The organism is Butyrivibrio sp. Su6, assembly GCF_900108105.1.
GTDB lineage: Bacteria > Bacillota > Clostridia > Lachnospirales > Lachnospiraceae > Butyrivibrio.
Map to the genome: position 1 here is coordinate 112,627 of NZ_FNUR01000006.1, position 19,108 is coordinate 131,734.

The window sequence follows — 19,108 nt, forward strand, 5'->3', positions numbered from 1 at the left end:
TATGTTTAGTACAGTTACTTCGGGAGCTGTCAGGGGCATTTTGTCTTACCTTATTGAGGTAGAGGTGGATGTTTCGACGGGACTCCCTGGTTTTAGCATGGTTGGCTTTATGAGCGGCGATGTAAGAGAGGCTGGTGACAGAGTTAAGGTGGCACTTAAAAATATAGGTGTTAAGATACCGGCTTCTAAGATCACGGTCAATCTGTCCCCTGCAGATATCAGAAAAGAAGGCATTGTGATAGATCTTCCAATGGCTGTTGCGATACTGATCGCCATGGGGGAACTGGAAGAAAAATGTGTTAAGGATATGGTTATTTTAGGTGAACTTGGTCTTGATGGAGAAGTTAAGCCGGTGAAGGGAATTCTTCCAATTGTTACTAAGGCAAAAGAGATGGGAATAAAGACAGTTCTTTTACCAAAAGATAATGCAATGGAGGGCGCAGTTGTCGATAATATCAGGATTATTGGGGTTGGGTCACTTCAGGAAGCAATCTGTTATCTTGCTGCGTCTGAAAATGAAAGGGATAGTCTCATAAAGCCCACAACTGTGAATGTCAGAGAAATATTTGAAAGGGATTTAGGCAGAGAAGACGGCCTTGATTTTGCAGATATCAACGGTCAGGCTGCAGTTAAAAGAGCTGTAGAGGTTGCGGCAGCGGGATTTCATCATCTACTCCTTGTGGGACCGCCGGGATCAGGAAAGAGTATGGTGGCCAAAAGAATCCCCTCCATAATGCCAAAGCTTTCTTTGGAGGAGAGCCTTGAAGTGTCAACAATCTATTCGGTTGCCGGAGAACTTAAGGAAAATCAGGCGCTTATAACCAGAAGACCATTTATGAGTCCCCATCACTCCATAACTGAGACGGCTCTTACGGGAGGCGGCAATGTGCCACGCCCCGGCGTAATTTCCCTGGCCCACCGAGGAGTTCTGTTTCTTGATGAAATGGCAGAATTTCCAAGGACTAAGCTTGATATGCTACGCCAGCCAATGGAGGATAAGTTTATACATATAGCAAGAAGCAGAGGAACTTTTTCCTATCCTGCGGATTTTCAGTTAGTAGGGGCTCTAAACCCTTGCCCCTGCGGGTATTATCCGGACAGAAACAAGTGTAAATGTACATCTAACGAGATCAAAAGATATCTTGGCCATATTTCAGGACCAATTCTTGACAGGATCGATATATGCGTAGAAGCGCCAAGGGTAGATATATCCGATCTTTCTCAGAAATCCAGAAGTTTAAATGAATCAAGCAAAACCATAAGACAAAGGGTGATGGCGGCCAGAAAAAGACAGGAAGAGCGATTTAGGGGAACAAATCTTAAGTTCAATTCTGAAATGTCACCCGGAGACATCCAAAAGTATTGTCCACTTGGTAATATTGAACAGTCGTATCTTGAGAGTGTCTTTTCTAAGATGGAGCTGAGCGCCAGAGCCTATCACAAAATTCTCAGGATTGCCAGAACCATTGCGGATCTTGAAAACAGCGAAAAGATAACAAGGCTGCATATTATGGAGGCAGTAAGCTATCGAATGACAGATGGCAAATATTGGAGCCAAAGAGAGGAGTAAGCTAATGACAGAAAACGAATATGCCTATTTTTTATACAATATCCCGGGGCTTGGGAATAAGGGTATTTATAGTATTTTGGGGACTGGTGTTACCTGCAGGGATATTTTTAACATGGATGAAAAGAATTTGAGCCTCCTCGTAAAAGAAAAGACTTCAAAAATAAAGCCTGCAAAAGAAATAATCGAAAGAAGAAAAAACTGGAATTTTGAAAAAGAGGCAGAAAAACTAAGAGCCCAGGGGATAAGGTTTATTTCTGCCTGTTCTGATGAGTTTCCGGAGCGATTAAGGTATATCCCTGATCCGCCATTTGCAATCTATGTAAAGGGAAGGCTTCCAAAACCGGAGATCCCTTCAGTATCTATTGTTGGGGCACGCATGTGCTCTGATTATGGGAGGTTTATGTCAAGAGAATTCGGTAAGGGCCTTGCTATTGCAGGAGTTCAGGTTATAAGCGGAATGGCAAGAGGAGTCGATGGCATAAGCCAGAAGGCAGCAATAGAAGCAGGAGGAAGTTCCTTTGGAATTCTGGGCTGCGGTGTAGACATCTGTTATCCCGAGGAAAACAGGGATGTATATAACAGGATATGCGTAAATGGCGGCCTTATTTCAGAATATCATCCCGGTACTGAGCCAAAACCTAATCTTTTTCCTATGCGCAACAGAATCATAAGCGCGCTGGCCGATATATTGCTTGTGGTTGAGGCCAGGCAGAAGTCCGGAACTCAGATAACTGTGGACCAGGCTCTTGAGCAGGGAAAAGAGGTCCTGGCAGTTCCCGGGAGAGTCACTGACAGATTAAGCGATGGCTGCAACTTTTTGATCAGTCAGGGGGCGGGAGTTGCTCTTTCTGTGGGAGATGTACTTGACAGGCTTTGGAGAGGCACAGCCGCAGGCAATAACGATGACAGGACCAAAGATAAAAATGCAGATGCCCCCGAAGAAAAAAGCATTGTTTGTGGTGAAAAGTGTAGGAATGATCAGAATGATAATGAGGATGACTTTGGATTGGAAGAGCGAAGATCAATAGAAGATGAGATCGTCGATGTTGTGGATATCATCCCTGTTTCCGCTTCATCTATCATGGAGAGATTGTATGAAAAAGAAATTACCATTTCCGTTCCGGAACTTATGGGGAAACTAATGGATCTGACCTATAAAAGATTGATCATCCAGGACGGCGTTTATTACAGAAAACGCATAGGATGAGCTTTTGTGGCACCGATTGCGCAAAACGTTTCCGGCAACGATGCCGAAAACGTTTCCGGTGAAAAAGTCAATGTGCAATCTGTATAAAAGTGTGAACGTTTTATCATAAAAAATGCTTTATTGACAAAAAAGTGCACAAGACCTAAACTTTTTTACAGAGCAACCGATTGCGCGATAGTGCGCAATGTGGAAAGGTACGAAAAAACGGAGGGATAAAAATGAAAAAGAAATTGGTTTCTGTTTTATTGTCAGCAGCAATGGGCGCTACACTCCTTGCTGGATGTGGACAGCAGGCAGCTCAGGAGGCTGCAGAAACAGCTCAGGAAACAGCTGAGACTGTAGCTGAGACAGCTCAGGAGACAACTGAGGCTGTTCAGGAAGCTGCAGAAGAGATTACAGATTATGGCACAGGCGAAGTTAAGGTTTGGGTTGCTGATGCTGTAGTTGATTTTACAAATCAGCAGATCGCTAAATTCCAGGAAGCACACCCTGAAATGTCAGGTTACACATTCACAGTTGAGGCAACTGGTGAAGGTGATGCTGCCGGAAACATGATCACAGACGTTGAGGCTGGTGCTGATGTATATGTATTTGCACAGGATCAGATCGCAAGACTTGTTTCTGCAGGTGCTCTTGAAGAGGTTGAGCCAGCTAACGCAGAGATGGTTAAGGCTCAGAACGATGCAGGTGCTGTTGGCGCTGCTACAGTAGGTAACACACTTTATGCTTATCCTCTTACATCAGATAACGGATATTTCCTTTACTATGATAAGAGCGTTGTAACAGATCCTTCTTCTCTTGAGAAGATCGTTGCAGATTGCGAAGCAGCAGGAAAGAACTTCTACTTCGAGATCAACTCAGGCTGGTACCAGACAGCATTCTTCTTTGGAACAGGTGCACAGCTTACATATGACACAGATGATGCAGGTAACTTCACAAAGTGCAATTCAACATATGCAAGTGATGCAGGTGTAGTTGCTCTTAAAGAGATCATTGAACTTGCTCAGTCAAAGTCATTCCAGAATGGTTCATCAGTTTCTAACGCAACAAACTGCGCAGCAATCGTTGATGGAACATGGGATTCAGAAGCAGCTAAGGCAATGTTTGGTGACAACTATGCATGTGCTAAGCTTCCTTCATTCGAAGGCTCTGATGGAAAGACATATCAGATGAGCGGTTTTGGTGGATTCAAGCTTCTTGGTGTTAAGCCTCAGGAAGATGAGCTTAAGCTCGCTGTATGTGATGCTCTTGCTGCATACCTTTCAAGTGAGGAAGTTCAGCTTGCAAGATTCGAAGCAGTAGGCTGGGGCCCTTCAAACTTAAATGCACAGCAGTCTGATGCTGTTAAGGCTGACGAAGCACTTTCAGCTCTTGCTGATCAGCTTCAGTACACAATTCCTCAGGGTCAGTATCCTGGTGATTACTGGTCACTTGCTACATCACTTGGTGATTCTGTAATTTCCGGTGAGATTGCAGCAACTGCAAGCGATGAGGATATTTTAAAGGCTCTTACAGATTTCCAGACAACTTGCGAAAGCTATGCAAAATAATTAGCTGAAAATTGTATCAAAGCTATGATTTCAAGGCTCGGAATACCTATTATTCCGAGCCTATATTTTCAGTAGAGCACTTAAAGTTAAGAAGGGAGGTCCAGGCATGGCAGGAAGTACTGGAAAAAAGAAAACTAAAAACGTTGGCTCTGGTCTTGAATCTGTTAAGCAGGTATTTAAGAATATTGGGGTGACATTTGTTGAGGGGGATTTTAAAACCAAATTATCATATTTGATCTTTGGTTTTGGTCCGATGCTTAGGGGACAAATTCTTATAGGAGCAGTACTTCTTTTACTGGAAGTTCTATTTTTCTGGTACATGACCGGATTTGGCTGGCAGTACCTTTCTAAAATTTCAACACTTGGAACAGTAGCAACTCAGAAAGTAGGAAGAAAGACTGTTTACGGTGATAACAGCTTCCTTATCCTTTTGTTCGGTGTACTGAGTGCATTCGCAGTGATCGCATTTTTTGTAGTGTGGTATCTGAACATCAGGGAGAACAGAAAAGAAGAGCTGCTGCTAAAGGCAGGAAAAAAACTTCCTTCAAACAAGGATACATTCTTATCTCTTTTTGATAAGAACTTTGATAAGACACTTCTTTTCTTACCTGTTACAGGAATATTTGTATTCACAGTTTTACCTATCGTTTTCATGATCTGTGTCGCTTTTACAAATTACGATGCAAATCATCAGGCGCCATCCAATCTTTTTACATGGGTTGGACTTGAAAACTTTAAAAACCTTGTTTCATTCGGAACAGAGGGCTTTGGACCCACATTTTTACAGGTTCTTTTGTGGACACTTGTGTGGGCTTTTCTTGCTACATTTATAGACTATTTCCTTGGTCTTGGAGTAGCAATACTTATCAATAAAAAAGGAGTAAGATTCAAAAAGCTCTGGAGAACCATCCTGGTTATGACTATTGCGGTTCCTCAGTTCGTATCACTTCTTTATATCATGAAAATGTTCGCTAATGACGGACTTATCAATGGATACCTTATAAAGTGGGGCATCATTAAAACTGCTATTCCTTTCTGGACTGATCCTTTACTTGCCAAGATAACGATCATTGTCGTCAATATCTGGATTGGTATTCCATATCTTATGCTGATTGCAACGGGACTGCTCATGAACATTCCTGAGGACCTCTATGAGAGCGCCAGGATCGATGGTGCCAACGGTTGGCAGATGTTTAAGAGTATCACCCTTCCATATATGTTATTTGTGACTGGACCATTTATCCTGACTCAGTTTACCGGAAACCTCAATAACTTTAATGTTATTTACCTTCTGACTCAGGGCAAACCTCAGTCAATGAATCTTGCCGGCAACGCCGGAAACACAGACCTTTTGGTAACATGGCTTTACAAGATGACTGTAAATGACACTAACTACAAGATGGCAGCAGTAATAGGTATCATGGTATTTATAGTAACTGCTATATTCGCACTTGGTGTATATGGCCTGCTTCCATCAGTAAAGGATGAGGAGGGCTTCCAATAATGAATAAATCATATAAAACAAAAAGAACAATAGGAAATGTGATCGCATATATTGTTCTTATACTTATCAGTATCATATGGCTGTTCCCTTTTGTGGGACTTGTTCTTCAGAGCTTTAGATCATATGCAACAGAATATGGCGGAATGGTTGATTACCTTTTGCCCAAAGCTTTTTCACTTGATAATTACAAATTCCTGTTTTCAGGTGAGACAAACTATGTCAGATGGTATAGCAATACCCTTATAATCGCATTCTTTGTCACTGCTTTCCAGACTATCATTATCCTCTGTGTAAGCTATGCACTTTCAAGAATGAGATTTGCAGGAAGAGAACTACTTATGCGCTTTTGGCTTATTTTAGGTCTTTTCCCCGGATTCCTTACTATGATCTGCCTGTATTTCCTTTTAAAGCAGTTTGGACTTACTCAGGCAGGTGCTATCCCGGGCCTTATCCTTGTATCGGTAGCAAGTTCAGGTATGGGATACTACGTATGCAAAGGATATTTTGACACAATTCCTAAGGCTCTCGACGAAGCAGCAAGAATTGATGGCGCTACAAGAGCAAGAATATTCTTTACAATGATCATTCCTATGTCAAAGCCTATCATCATTTACACAGCACTTGTTGCCTTCATGGCACCATGGTGTGACTATGTATTTGCTTCTTATGTTGCTTTTGGCCACGATCAAAGTTACAATGTAGCAGTTGCCATGACCAGATGGGTATGGACAAACGACTACCAGGGCTACTTTACAAGGTTCTGTGCAGGCGGCGTTCTCATCGCCATTCCTGTAACATTACTGTTCATGTTCCTTCAGAAATATTACGTTGAAGGTGTAACCGGCGGAGCTGTGAAGGGCTGATTTTACTAGATTTTTAAAGCGCAAGCGCATAAAAATCTTAGTAAAATCGTGTTAAGGCTCACATGCTTGCATGTGAGAGCTTAACTTCCTTATGAAAAACATGTGTAGAAGAAATCGTGTTAAGGCGAGCAAGGCGAGCGAAGCGAGAAAAGAGTGTTATGAACAATCCAAAACTCACAATTGATGATGTTGCCAAGGCTCTTGGGATTTCCAAGACCACCGTATCCAGAGCTATTTCCGGAAAAGGCAGAGTTGGAAATTCCACTAAGAGCAAGGTAATGGAATATATTGAAAAGCATAATTACAGACCAAATGTTATGGCAAGAGCTCTGGCAAAACAGAGAACCTATAACATAGGCGTAGTATGGCCTGATGACTATAACGCTGTCGATCTGCCTTTTTTTCAGAGATGTATGGTCGGCATGAGTGAAATAACCTCATCCTTTGGCTATGACATTGTGGTTTCGCTTATTGCCGGCGATGACATTTCAGGTCTTAAAAGAGTTGTTGAGAACCATAAGGTAGATGGCATCATTCTTACCAGAACTTTAGTGAATGATAAGCCGGCTGCTTACCTCAAGGAATGCGGAATTCCTTTTGTGGCTATAGGCAGTTCAACGGATCCTGATATCATTTGTGTAGATAATGCCAACTATGAAGCATGTAAGGAGCTCACATCTGTTCTTATTGCCAAGGGTCTTAAAAAACTTGCACTTATCGGTGGTTCCACAGAGCATATCATCACAAGGACAAGGCATAATGGCTTTGCGTCTGCTTTTGTGGATGCGGGTCTTGAAATGGATCCGGCTCTTGTTTACCTTGATGTTGAAAAGACAGCTAAAGTGGGCGGAATATTAAAAGAACTGCTTAAGAAAAATATAGATGGAGTCATCTGTATGGACGACAATCTTGCAGGAGAGGTTATTGCAAGGTGCAGGGAAGAACATATTCTTGTTCCGGAAAAGCTTAAAGTTGCTTCTTTTTACAACAGCTCCATTTTGGAAAGTTCAGTTCCTTCAGTTACGTCGCTTAATTTTGACGATAGAAATCTTGGAGCGACGGCGGCCAAAAAGCTGCTTGAGCTCATAGATGGGCAGGATGTTTCAAACACTGTTCTTACTAACTACGAAGTAATACTAAAAGAAAGTACTAAATAAGAAACGGGGAGTTTTTATGAAGATATTGTCAGATTCAAAGGTTGGATTTGACCCGATCAGTCTGATTGTTGATGGGAAAAGAGTATTCCCAATGATGGGAGAGATGCACTTTAGCAGATATCCCCATCAGTACTGGGAAGAAGAACTCTGCAAGATGAAAGCGGGAGGAATTGATATAGTTTCTCTCTACGTCATCTGGATCCACCATGAGGAAATCCATGGTGATTTTGATTTTAGCGGAGACAGAAATTTAAGACTGTTTTTGGAAACAGTTAAAAAATGTGGCTTATATGCAATATTGAGAATTGGCCCATGGGCACATGGAGAGGCAAGAAACGGTGGATTTCCTGACTGGCTTTTAAAAGATTCAGTGGATAATGGCTACGAAGTCAGGACTGATGCGCCACGCTATCTTGAACATGTAAGAAAGTTCTATGAAAAGACATTTGAACAGGCGAAAGGTCTTTTGATAAAGGACGATGGTCCCGTGATCGGAGTGCAGATTGAAAACGAATACGGGCACTGCGGTGGAAAAAATGGCGAAGAGGGCGAGCAGCACATGAGAACTCTTCTGGCTATGGCAAAAGAGATTGGCTTTGAAGTACCGATCTACACAGCTACAGGCTGGGGCGGAGCTGTCACAGGCGGAATGATCCCTGTTATGGGCGGTTACTGCGAGGCTCCATGGGATCAGAGAACTACAGAGATCGAGCCAAGCGGCAACTACATTTTTACAAGAGAAAGAAATGATCACAATATTGGCTCAGATCATGGCCTGGGTGATGGAATTACCTTCGACATGAACAAGTTCCCGTTCCTTACTGCTGAACTTGGCGGAGGACTTCAGGTTACAAAGCATAGAAGACCAATAGCGACAGGACTTGATACAGCGGCTATGACCATGACCAAGCTTGGAAGCGGGGCTAATCTTTTAGGCTATTACATGTACCACGGAGGAACCAATCCTGAGGGCAAGCTTACTACTCTTCAGGAGACAAAAGAGACAGGATACCCCAATGATCTTCCTGTATTGTCCTATGATTTTAATGCACCTCTTCGTGAATATGGACAGATGGAGGATACTTACAGACAGGTGCGCCTCCTTGCTTCATTTATTCACGATTTTGGAAGTGATCTTTGCGACATGGCTTATGTGGAGCAGCCTGGCAATCCATTAAAACCTGACAATTTTAATGACCTTAGAAGTGCTGTAAGATGCAAGGAAAGAATCCTTCCAAATGGGGAAAAAGTAAAGTCAGGATACCTCTTTGTTAATAACTATCAGCGCAGATATATCATGGCTGACCATAAAGATACAGCTCTGAAAGCCTATGATGAAGATGGCAGTGTTCTTGCAAGCTTTGAGAGCAGGGATGTTGCAAATGGAGACTTTTTCTTTTATCCATTTAATATGCCGATTGGAGACAAGGCAGTTATCACAACTGATGCTACTCCTGTTTGCCGTATTGCTGACTTTGATGGAAATGGACACGTTGCTTACATTTTCTATAAAGACTCAGAAAAAGAGCCGTCTCTTTCAGTAAAGGGAGATCTCGACGGCAACAAAGTGGTATTTATTACCAGGGAAGAAGCTGTTCATGGAAGCAAGGTTACAATAAATCGAAAAGAGCACTTTGTCATAAGCAGTGGCGATGTTGTAACAAATGCGGATGGAAAGCCGGAGCTTTATTTCGAGGTTTCGGATAATGAGACTAAACATGCTGTATTCAAGGCATTTCCGGAGCTGCGAGTTACACAAGGTGGCTTTGATACTTTGAAAAAAGATGACGAGGTCTTTACGGTCTATAAGAGCAAAAACAGTTATGAAAACAAGGCTGCAGCTCTTTTGACTAAAGATGAGCAGGACGGTGGGCTAAAAGCATCATTAAAAGTAACAGATATGCCTTCCGGTAGAAATGAAATGCTTTTGAGCATAGATTATGAAGGCGATACAGCTCAGATGTACCTTGATGGCAAAATGATCGCAGACAGCTTCTACACAGGCCAGAAGTGGGAAGTTGGACTTAAGCGTTTTTGTGGTAATGAATCCGGTGAATTTGCCTGTGAAATATCTGTTGATCCGCTGAAAGAAGATACAAAGCTGTATCTTCAGGAATGGCCTAAGATGACAGACGGAAAAGCCTGTAGAATCAACGGCGTACATTTAATAGCGCAATTTAAAACAGAAATATAAAAATATGTGTTAAAATAGTGTTATCGAGATGATAAAATTTCGATAACACTTTTTGTTTTTACTTGTGGTGATAATATGTCTGATGAAGAGATGAGAATGACTTATTCTGCAATTGTTACCGGAAAAGATAACAAGAAGATGGTAAGGGTTTCTTTTGAACGGAATGGTAAAAACGGAAAAGAGATTGCAGAAGGTGTTATTCCTGACGGTAAGATAGTTAAAAATAACGGGTATTCTCAGGACGAAATTGCAGGCCTTGAGGTATATCTTAAAGCAAATGCCGATGACATTATTTCCAAAGCAAAAGTCATCAGCAATCCGCTTAAGTGGTTATAAAACAAAGCTGGAGTCTGTGGATGCAATATAATATTTATTTTGATATTTGCGCATTATTTATATTGATCACTATCGCTGTTACTTCCATGTCGAGAAGAGCTGTGCCTTCCTATCGACAGAGAGCTTACAGTGCGCTTTATTTTGCCATTTTCATGGCGACTTTGTGTGAAAGAATAGAAACATATCTGCAGATGCATCCTCTGACCTTTTCTGAGTACGGCATTCTTGAAAAAATAGCCGGAAGTACTTTTTTCTTTTTCCATCTTGGGTCAGCAGTTTTTTATCTTTTATATATCATGTCTGTATTGGATATTTATGTGCCTATAACCACCTGGAAAGGCTTTTGGTATCTCTGGTTCGGGTATATTATCTGCACAGTTCTTTTAGTGGTCAACTGGTTTGAGCCGATCCTGTTCAGCTACTCTGTAGACGGTATCTATCACAGGGGTAAATACCTTTTCCTCTTTTATATCATCGCAACGTATTATCTGATTGTCAGCCTTGTTTTGTTGTTAAAATATAATAATCTCATGCGCAGAAGGACAAAGGTGGTTGTGGCATCATATGTTCTTTTTGTTCTTGCAGGAATACTGATCCAATACTTTTATCCAACTCTGCTTGTCGAGAATTTCTGTAATACCATCAGTGTGACCTTTATTTATATAACCCTTCAAAATCCCAGTGAGATGGTAGATGAAGTCCTTGATATCCTTAATAAAAAGGCTTTTCTGGAGGGACATGATCTTAAGACAAAAAGAAAAGGAGAGCACTTTACAATCTTCCTTACCATAAAAAATATCCGTACTCTCAGTGATGAGATTGGCTATGGAAATGGACAGGATGCGCTTAAGACCATAGCAAAGTATTTAAAGAGTGTAGGCCGCAGGGAACTACACCTTATTACCTATGCTTACAGATATTCCGAGTATGTATTTGCTTTGACTGTTCATACAGATGATGCAGATAAAGCAAAGGCTTTGATGTATAAGATTTCTTACAGGATGCGTGAACCCTGGAGTTTTGGCAACATGAAGCTGAAAGTGGACGGGCAGCTCTTTTTGCTTCATTATCCTGTACATTACAAGACTACAGCTGATCTCATAAACAAGATAGAGATGATGGTTGAGCATGTAAACGATGACCACAATCTTATTATTGATGTGGATAAGGTTGACTTTGAGGCTATCAGAAGAGAAAGCGACTATGATAATCTTGCGAGGGGCAATCTCGACAGCAAGCTGGCGACAATAAAGTTCCAACCATTTTTATCCAAGATCTATAAGATCAATTATTGTGCTGATGTACTTTGTTTCCTTCATGATGCAGCCGGAAACGAAATTGATATGAGGGGAAAGATTCCTGATATTAAAGTTACTCAGGCACTTATGGACGCGGATGAGTTTGTTTTCAGAAGGGCTTGCAGGGCGCTTTCATTTTGGAATGCCGGCGACAAAAACGGCAAATACAGGGCTGTTGTCGCAATGTCTCAGGGTGAAATATCAAAGAATGATTTCATAAAGCGTATAAAGAAAATACTGCGCGAAGAGAATGCTGTAGCATCATGGATCAGCATCAAGCTCACTGAGACAACAATTTCTACCATGAACTCCATCGCTGAGCGAAATATAAAGATGCTTGGCGATTTAAAGAGCTCTATCATTGTTGATAAATTTGGAAGCGGCTATGGAGACCTCAACAGAGTACTCTCACTCCCAGTTTCCCAGATTAACTTAGACAGCTCAATCCTTCACTCTGCCATGGAATCTGAGAAGATGATGCTGGTCGTACAGGGCATTGTCAATCTTTTCCATGACATAAGCATATTTGTCTGTGCCACAGATATTGAGAATGAGACAGACAAAAAAATGGCTGAAGAGCTGGGTTGCGACTATCTTATCGGAGATTATATGGGAGCTCCGATGAAGGATAGTTCTTACGTTAAGTTTATTGATGCATATTTTGAGGAAAATTGATTATGACTCTTTTAACAAATCCACAAAACTACGAAATATGCTTTGCTATATGCTCAATGGTGGTTCTGCTTATCACTGTTTTTGTGCATCTTTTTGGAGAGCATTACTACAGCAGGCAAAATGACATATTTGGCGGGCTGCTCTTTAATGCTTTTTGCATGAATTTATTGGGACTAATACATAAAGTTTGGATACAGTCTGATTTTTTTAAAATGTCCCTCAGCTATGAGGCAGTCTGTGTTCTTGTAATGCTTGAAAAAGTGTGCATTTATATAATGCCTCTTTTATCGGTCATCTATGGGATGGCTATTTTCCGCATTGAGTTCCAGAGCTTTGTCAAAAAGATCCTTATTGGTATTCCTACTATCTGCTCGCAGGTTGTTATCTTCAGCGTTATTTTTACCGGATTCTTTTACAGGTTTGATGAAAATGCTGAAACCAGGTACATATATCCGCAGGCTGTCACCATATATCTGAGTGTCTGGTTCTATCTCATTGTTGCAGCTTACATGATCATTAAGTACAAAAAGTCTTTGAGCACTGAGAAACAGATGGCCCTTGTGGTCTATTATTTTTTGATGGCAGCAGGGGTTCCTATCAGAATACTGACAAGGTCCAGCTCAATCTTTGAGTTTTCAGTTTCGATAGCTCTTTTGCTGTGCGTCTATACATTCCAGAATCCAAGTGAGTTTGTGGACTTAACTTCCGGTGCAGGAACAAAGAAAGCTCTGGATTTCACCATTTCTACCAATCTTTTACAGAAAAAGACATTTTCACTTCTGGGAATATATGTGGATAAGCTTGATGTGTTCCTGAGCGAAGAATCCATTGAGAACTCCTCAGAGCTCCTTAGACACATATCGGATTATCTAAAGAAAATGTGTCCGGAAGGAGGATTGTTTTATCCGTTTGACAGCACGTTTATTCTAATGCTTCCCGGGGCAGACCCAGATGAAACAGTGATAGAAAAAACTGTAGAACAGATAAAGATAAGGTTTAAAGATCCGTGGGTACTAAAAAATGAGGAAATAAAATTATTCCAGAGCCCGTGTGTTTTGGGCTTCCCTACAGAAGTAGATTCTCTTGAGAGATTTAATGAGATATGGAATGTAATGCAGAAGGCTTTCCTGAGGCACAATAGGGATGTTTTAAGGCTTTCTGATCTGAATCTTAAATATGTTGAACATGACAAGAAGATTGATGGGATAGTGAAAAGAGCTCTCGAAGACGGGCTTTTGGATGTTTACTATCAACCGATATATTCTCCGGCTGACGGCAAATATACATCCTGTGAAGCCCTTGTGCGTCTAAAGGACCCTAAGCTTGGATTCATCTCACCTGCAGTATTCATGCCTGTTGCCGAGAGGAACGGAAGTGTTCTTGAAATAGACAGATATGTGCTGGACAGGGTGTGCGAGATGATATCTTCATCCCGGATCATGGACTATGGAATAGAATACGTGGAGGTTAATCTTTCCATAGTTGATTGCATACAGACCAACCTCGCAGAGAATATACTTGGAACTCTTGAAAAATATAATGTCGATCCCAAGTTGATAAATCTGGAGATAACAGAGACCTGGGAAAAGAATATTACTGATGTAATGGACATGAATCTGGGAAGACTGTTAAAATCAGGAATTACTTTTTCTATGGATGACTTTGGAACCGGGTATTCCAATCTTTCAAGGATTGCCATGCTTCCTTTAAAGCTCTTTAAACTTGACAAGAGCATTGTCCAGTCTGTATTTGACTCAGAGACATCCTATATGGTGATGCTCAATATGATCAGGATAATCAAGTCCCTTGGAAAAGAAATTGTTGCCGAGGGCGTGGAAACCGCAGAGCAGGCAAAGCAGATCATAAGGCTTGGCTGTGACCACGTGCAGGGCTTCTTTTACGCAAGGCCCATGTCAAAAGAAAGCTTTATAGAGTTCATAAAAGAGCACAACGCTTAAAGCCATTGCAAAGAAAATGCGGTAAGTGTAAAATATTTCGTGTTTATTATTTATTTCAAGAATTAAGGATGGTTATTTATGGCACTTATTAAGAAACCGGTTACCGGAATGAAGGATATTCTGCCTTCAGAAATGCAGCTTAGAGATTACTGCATCGGAGTTATTAAAAAGACATATGCAGAATTTGGTTTTACTTCTATAGAGACACCTTGTGTTGAATCACTTGCCAATCTTAACAGCAAGCAGGGTGGAGAAAATGAAAAGCTTATCTTCAAAGTTATGAAAAGAGGAGAAAAGCTGAATTTAGAAACTGCCAAGGCGGAAAATGATCTTACAGATTCAGGTCTTCGCTATGACCTTACTGTTCCTCTTGTTCGTTTTTATGCAAATCATGCAAGCGAACTTCCTTCTCCATTTAAGGCGCTTCAGATGGGCAATGTGTGGAGAGCTGACAGACCACAGAAGGGCAGATACCGTCAGTTCATGCAGTGCGATATCGATATTCTCGGCGAAGCAACCAATCTCGCAGAGATAGAGCTTATCCTTGCAACAACAACAACTCTTGGAAGACTTGGATTCAAGGATTTTAAGATAAGAATAAACGAGCGTCGTATTCTTAAGGCTATGGCAGCTTACAGTGGATTTCCTGAAGAGAGCTACGATGATGTGTTCATAACTCTCGACAAAATGGACAAGATCGGTATCGATGGTGTTTCAGAAGAGCTTGAAAAAGAGGGCTTTGAAAGAGCATCAATAGACAAATATCTTGATCTTTTCAGAAGTGTTGAAGGTAAGACTGATATCTCAGGTCTTAAGATAATCGCTGATAAATTAGGTGACTTCCTTGACGCAGAGGTAAGAGAAAGCCTTGAAGAGATCATCACAAGTGTTGATGCTACCAAGACAGCTCAGTTTGAAATGGTATTTGATCCTACACTTGTAAGAGGAATGTCCTATTATACCGGTACTATTTTCGAAGTATCAATGCCTCAGTACGGCGGAAGCTGCGGTGGCGGCGGACGCTATGACAAGATGGTTGGAAAGTTCCTTGGACAGGACACTCCTGCATGTGGATTCTCAATCGGTTTTGAGCGTATCATCATGATCATGATGGATGAAGGCTTTAAGATCCCTGGGGAGGGAAATAGAAAGGCTTACCTCATCGAGAAAGGAATCAAGGGAGAGAGACTTTCCGAGATCATCTCAGAAGCTCAGAAAGAAAGACTTGAGGGCAATCAGGTTCTTGTTGTTCGCATGAATAAGAATAAAAAGTTCCAGAAACAGCAGCTTTCAGAGCAGGGTTACGAAGATGTTAAGGAGTTCTATCTCAATCCGCTTAACTGACAGGTCTTTTGCTAAAAACAGCCATTGGCTGTATGAATAAGAGAATAAAAGGGGAGTAAGAAGGTATGATCAGAAAAGGTTTTAAAATGAAGCTTTATAAGGGGATGGAAAAGGAGTATGAGAAGAGACACAATGAGTTGTGGCCTGAGATGCAGGAAATGATCCATGAGCATGGTGGACGCAACTACAGCATATTCCTTGATGAAGAGACAGATGTTCTCTATGGCTATATCGAAATAGAGGATGAAGAGCTTTGGGCTAAAGGAGCTGATACAGCTATCAACCGCAAGTGGTGGGATTTTATGGCCGACATTATGGAGACCAATCCGGACAATAGCCCTGTAGCTATCGATCTTCACCCGGTATTTCATTTGGATTGATAGGAGGAAGTTTTGGACACTCACGCGATACAGCTCGCAGTATTAATTGTACTTGTTTTGTTATCTGCGTTTTTTTCATCTGCTGAAACAGCCTTTATGACTGTTAACAAGGTGAAAATGAAATCCCTTTCAGATGAAGGGAACAAGCGGGCAAAAAGAGTTCTCTCAATTTGTGAAGATACTCAGAAAATTTTGTCTGCGATCCTGATTGGTAACAATATCGTCAACCTCAGTGCATCTGCTTTGATGACGGTTTATGTTACGGATGTGTTTGGCAGTTTTGCAATCGGCATTGGTACCGGTGTACTTACTTTAATCGTTCTTATATTTGGAGAGATCATTCCCAAAACGGTAGCGACAGCCTATGCAGAGAAAATGTCATTGTGGTATGTGAATGTTATCTTGTTTATCATGGCCATAATACATCCTTTAAGCTTTATCATAAACGGTGTTGCAACACTGATACTAAGGCTCTTCAGGATCGATACCAAAAATAAGCAGACCATGACTGAGACAGAACTTAAGACTTATGTGGATGTCAGTCATGAGGATGGCGTTATCGAGAGCGGAGAAAAAGAAATCATTTACAATGTATTTGATTTTAGCGATGCTCATGCAAAAGATATCATGATACCCAGGATCGATATGTGCTGTGTCAGCTCTGATGCTGATTACAATGAGGTCATGAGAGTTTTCCGCGAGGATATGTACACAAGAATTCCTGTTTATGAAGGCGGAGAGCAGGACAATATCATTGGTCTTATAAATGTAAAGGACCTGGTGCTTATTCAGGACAAAGACAATTTCAAGATAAAGGACTGTCTGAGGAAAGCTTATTATACCTATGAGTATAAAAAGACTGCCGACCTTCTCATGGAAATGAGAGAAAGAAGCCAGAATGTTGCTTTCGTTTTATCAGAATACGGTACTACAGTCGGAATGATCACTTTGGAGGACCTTCTTGAAGAGATCGTAGGAGAGATCAGAGATGAGTATGATTCTGATGAAGAAGAGCTTATAAGGCATGTGGGCGGCAATAAGTATCTCGTCGAAGGAAACATGAAGCTGGACGATATAAATGATGCTCTTGGAACAGAACTTGATTCAGAGGATTATGATTCCATAGGCGGACTTATGATCGAAAAGCTTGACAGACTGCCGGGATATGGTGAGACCGTTACACTTGATAATGGAATTACGCTAACAGCCCGTGGAATAAAGCGAAACAGAATTACCAAAGTTCTGTTAACTGCTAATACTGTCGCAAAAGAGGATGAAAAAGAAACACTTTAATAATTTACCAATATATGGTATACTAGGTCGATGTAAAAACTCGAAAGTGGAACAGTTCACATTTCAAGTAGGAGGCAATTTATGAAGCACGTAAAGTCATTAGTAACAAGAAATCTTAAAGAGTCAATGAAAAAGGGCGGATGTGGCGAGTGCCAGACATCATGCCAGTCAGCATGCAAGACATCTTGCACAGTAGGAAACCAGAGCTGCGAGCAGCTTAGCAAGTAATCTAACTGGAAGAATATTGGTTTTTGTAGGATTAAGTTATCGGGCAGCGGCCGAGGCCGCTGCCTAGTTTTTGCACAACTCGCAGAGTTTAGTTTTAGGAGATTTTATGATTCACGCTTATAAGAACAACGGTTATAACATTGTTCTGGATGTTAACAGCGGTTCAGTACACGTTGTTGATGATGTTGTTTTTGATTTAGTAAATATTGTAGAGGAGAAGCTTGCTGCCAAGTATGGTACTGCAGCAGTTTCAGACGGACAGGAAGAAGCTTCAAAAGAGGATTTTGGATGGCTGTTTGATGAAGTTAAAAAGCTTTCAGAGATAACAGACAAGTACTCTGTAGAAGATATCAAAGAGGCAGTTGATGAGCTTTTAGAGCTCAGAGCTGCACAGGTTCTTTATACTGACGATGTATATGAGAACTATGTAGATGAATTCCAGAACAGAGAGACAGTTATCAAGGCTCTTTGCCTTAACATAGCACATGACTGTAATCTCAGATGTAAATATTGTTTTGCCGATGAGGGAGAGTATCACGGAAGAAGAGCTCTCATGACAGAAGAGGTCGGTAAGGCAGCACTTGATTTCCTTGTTAAGAATTCAGGAAATCGCAGAAATCTGGAAGTAGATTTCTTTGGCGGTGAGCCACTTATGAACTGGGAGGTCGTTAAAAAGATCGTTGAGTACGGCCGCCAGATTGAAAAAGAACACAATAAGAATTTCCGTTTCACAATAACAACAAACGGAACTCTTTTAAACGATGAGATCCTTGAGTATGTAAATAAGGAAATGGGCAATATTGTCCTTTCAATTGACGGACGTAAGGAAGTACATGATGCTATGCGTCCTAAGCGCGGCGGACAGGGAAGCTATGATGAGATAGTTCCTAAATTCCAGAAAGTTGCAGAGAGCCGTCATCAGCTCAGATACTTTGTAAGAGGAACATTTACTCACAATAATCTTGATTTCTCAGAGGATGTTAAGCATCTTGCAGATCTTGGATTTAAGCAGATCTCGGTTGAGCCTGTAGTTGCCAAGCCTGAGGACTGGTACTCATTAAAGGATGAGGATATTCCAAAGCTTTGCGAAGAGTACGACAAGCTTGCCAAGTTCTATCTTGAGAGACAGAAAGAGGGAAAGGGATTTAATTTCTTCCACTTCAACATCGATCTTGAGGGTGGCCCTTGCGTAGCCAAGAGACTTTCAGGATGTGGTTCAGGATGCGAGTATTTGGGAGTTACACCATGGGGTGATCTTTATCCTTGCCATCAGTTCGTTGGTAATGAAGACTTCATCATGGGTAATGTATTTGAAGGTATTACCAGACCTGATATTCAGGAAACATTCAAAAAGAGCAATGTTTATTCAAGACCTGAATGTGAGAAATGTTTTGCCAGATATTACTGCAGCGGTGGATGTGCTGCAAACGCCTATAATTTCAACGGCAATATCAATACGACATATAAGCACGGTTGTGAGCTTCAGAGAAAGCGTATCGAGTGTGCGATTATGATAAAGGCGGCTATGGCCGAATAAGTTAATAAGCTATA

General features: G+C 41.3%; 15 protein-coding genes. All 15 read left to right on the forward strand.

Annotation, left to right across the window (positions count from 1 at the left end; genetic code table 11):
* Window position 1 precedes the first annotated feature (1 nt).
* The 15 genes from C4S54_RS08540 to scfB all read left to right on the forward strand — a co-directional run bounded on the left by C4S54_RS08540 (window position 2) and on the right by scfB (window position 19,094).
* Complete coding sequence (locus tag C4S54_RS08540; RefSeq protein WP_103869155.1) at window positions 2-1,570, forward strand: YifB family Mg chelatase-like AAA ATPase; 1,569 nt, start codon at window positions 2-4, stop codon at window positions 1,568-1,570.
* Between the two features lie 4 nt (window positions 1,571-1,574).
* The gene (dprA, locus tag C4S54_RS08545) at window positions 1,575-2,777 is read left to right on the forward strand and encodes a DNA-processing protein DprA (RefSeq protein ID WP_160110731.1); all 1,203 of its coding nucleotides are present in this window, start codon (window positions 1,575-1,577) and stop codon (window positions 2,775-2,777) included.
* Window positions 2,778-2,995: 218 nt separating this feature from the next.
* Entirely contained in the window at window positions 2,996-4,327 is a 1,332-nt protein-coding gene (locus C4S54_RS08550; RefSeq protein WP_103869157.1) for an extracellular solute-binding protein, read from the forward strand.
* A gap of 106 nt (window positions 4,328-4,433) precedes the next feature.
* Entirely contained in the window at window positions 4,434-5,831 is a 1,398-nt protein-coding gene (locus C4S54_RS08555) for a carbohydrate ABC transporter permease (RefSeq protein ID WP_103869158.1), read from the forward strand.
* Window positions 5,831-6,694, forward strand: a complete 864-nt coding sequence (locus C4S54_RS08560; RefSeq protein ID WP_103869159.1) for a sugar ABC transporter permease — start codon at window positions 5,831-5,833, stop codon at window positions 6,692-6,694. The genes C4S54_RS08555 and C4S54_RS08560 overlap by 1 nt, the downstream gene beginning before the upstream one ends.
* A gap of 158 nt (window positions 6,695-6,852) precedes the next feature.
* Window positions 6,853-7,851 carry a LacI family DNA-binding transcriptional regulator gene (locus C4S54_RS08565; RefSeq protein WP_103869160.1) on the forward strand — a complete coding sequence of 333 codons (999 nt, stop codon included), beginning with the start codon at window positions 6,853-6,855 and terminating at the stop codon, window positions 7,849-7,851.
* A gap of 16 nt (window positions 7,852-7,867) precedes the next feature.
* The gene (locus C4S54_RS08570) at window positions 7,868-10,045 is read left to right on the forward strand and encodes a beta-galactosidase (protein WP_103869161.1); all 2,178 of its coding nucleotides are present in this window, start codon (window positions 7,868-7,870) and stop codon (window positions 10,043-10,045) included.
* A 75-nt stretch (window positions 10,046-10,120) separates the two neighbouring features.
* Entirely contained in the window at window positions 10,121-10,381 is a 261-nt protein-coding gene (locus C4S54_RS08575) for a hypothetical protein (protein ID WP_103869162.1), read from the forward strand.
* 20 nt (window positions 10,382-10,401) lie between these two features.
* Window positions 10,402-12,354 (forward strand): EAL domain-containing protein, encoded by a 1,953-nt coding sequence (locus tag C4S54_RS08580; protein ID WP_103869163.1) that lies wholly within the window; start codon window positions 10,402-10,404, stop codon window positions 12,352-12,354.
* Window positions 12,355-12,356: 2 nt separating this feature from the next.
* Complete coding sequence (locus C4S54_RS08585; protein ID WP_103869164.1) at window positions 12,357-14,312, forward strand: EAL domain-containing protein; 1,956 nt, start codon at window positions 12,357-12,359, stop codon at window positions 14,310-14,312.
* Window positions 14,313-14,390: 78 nt separating this feature from the next.
* Entirely contained in the window at window positions 14,391-15,656 is a 1,266-nt protein-coding gene (hisS, locus tag C4S54_RS08590; RefSeq protein ID WP_103869165.1) for a histidine--tRNA ligase, read from the forward strand.
* Between the two features lie 65 nt (window positions 15,657-15,721).
* Window positions 15,722-16,036 (forward strand): L-rhamnose mutarotase, encoded by a 315-nt coding sequence (gene rhaM, locus C4S54_RS08595; RefSeq protein WP_022773127.1) that lies wholly within the window; start codon window positions 15,722-15,724, stop codon window positions 16,034-16,036.
* A gap of 12 nt (window positions 16,037-16,048) precedes the next feature.
* Window positions 16,049-17,329 carry an HlyC/CorC family transporter gene (locus C4S54_RS08600; RefSeq protein ID WP_103869166.1) on the forward strand — a complete coding sequence of 427 codons (1,281 nt, stop codon included), beginning with the start codon at window positions 16,049-16,051 and terminating at the stop codon, window positions 17,327-17,329.
* 81 nt (window positions 17,330-17,410) lie between these two features.
* On the forward strand, window positions 17,411-17,557 hold the full coding sequence (gene scfA / locus C4S54_RS08605; protein ID WP_013281386.1) for a six-cysteine ranthipeptide SCIFF: 147 nt from the start codon (window positions 17,411-17,413) through the stop codon (window positions 17,555-17,557).
* 106 nt (window positions 17,558-17,663) lie between these two features.
* A complete protein-coding gene (gene scfB / locus C4S54_RS08610) occupies window positions 17,664-19,094 on the forward strand; it encodes a thioether cross-link-forming SCIFF peptide maturase (RefSeq protein ID WP_103869167.1) in 1,431 nt (476 codons plus the stop codon).
* The last annotated feature ends 14 nt before the right edge of the window (window positions 19,095-19,108 follow it).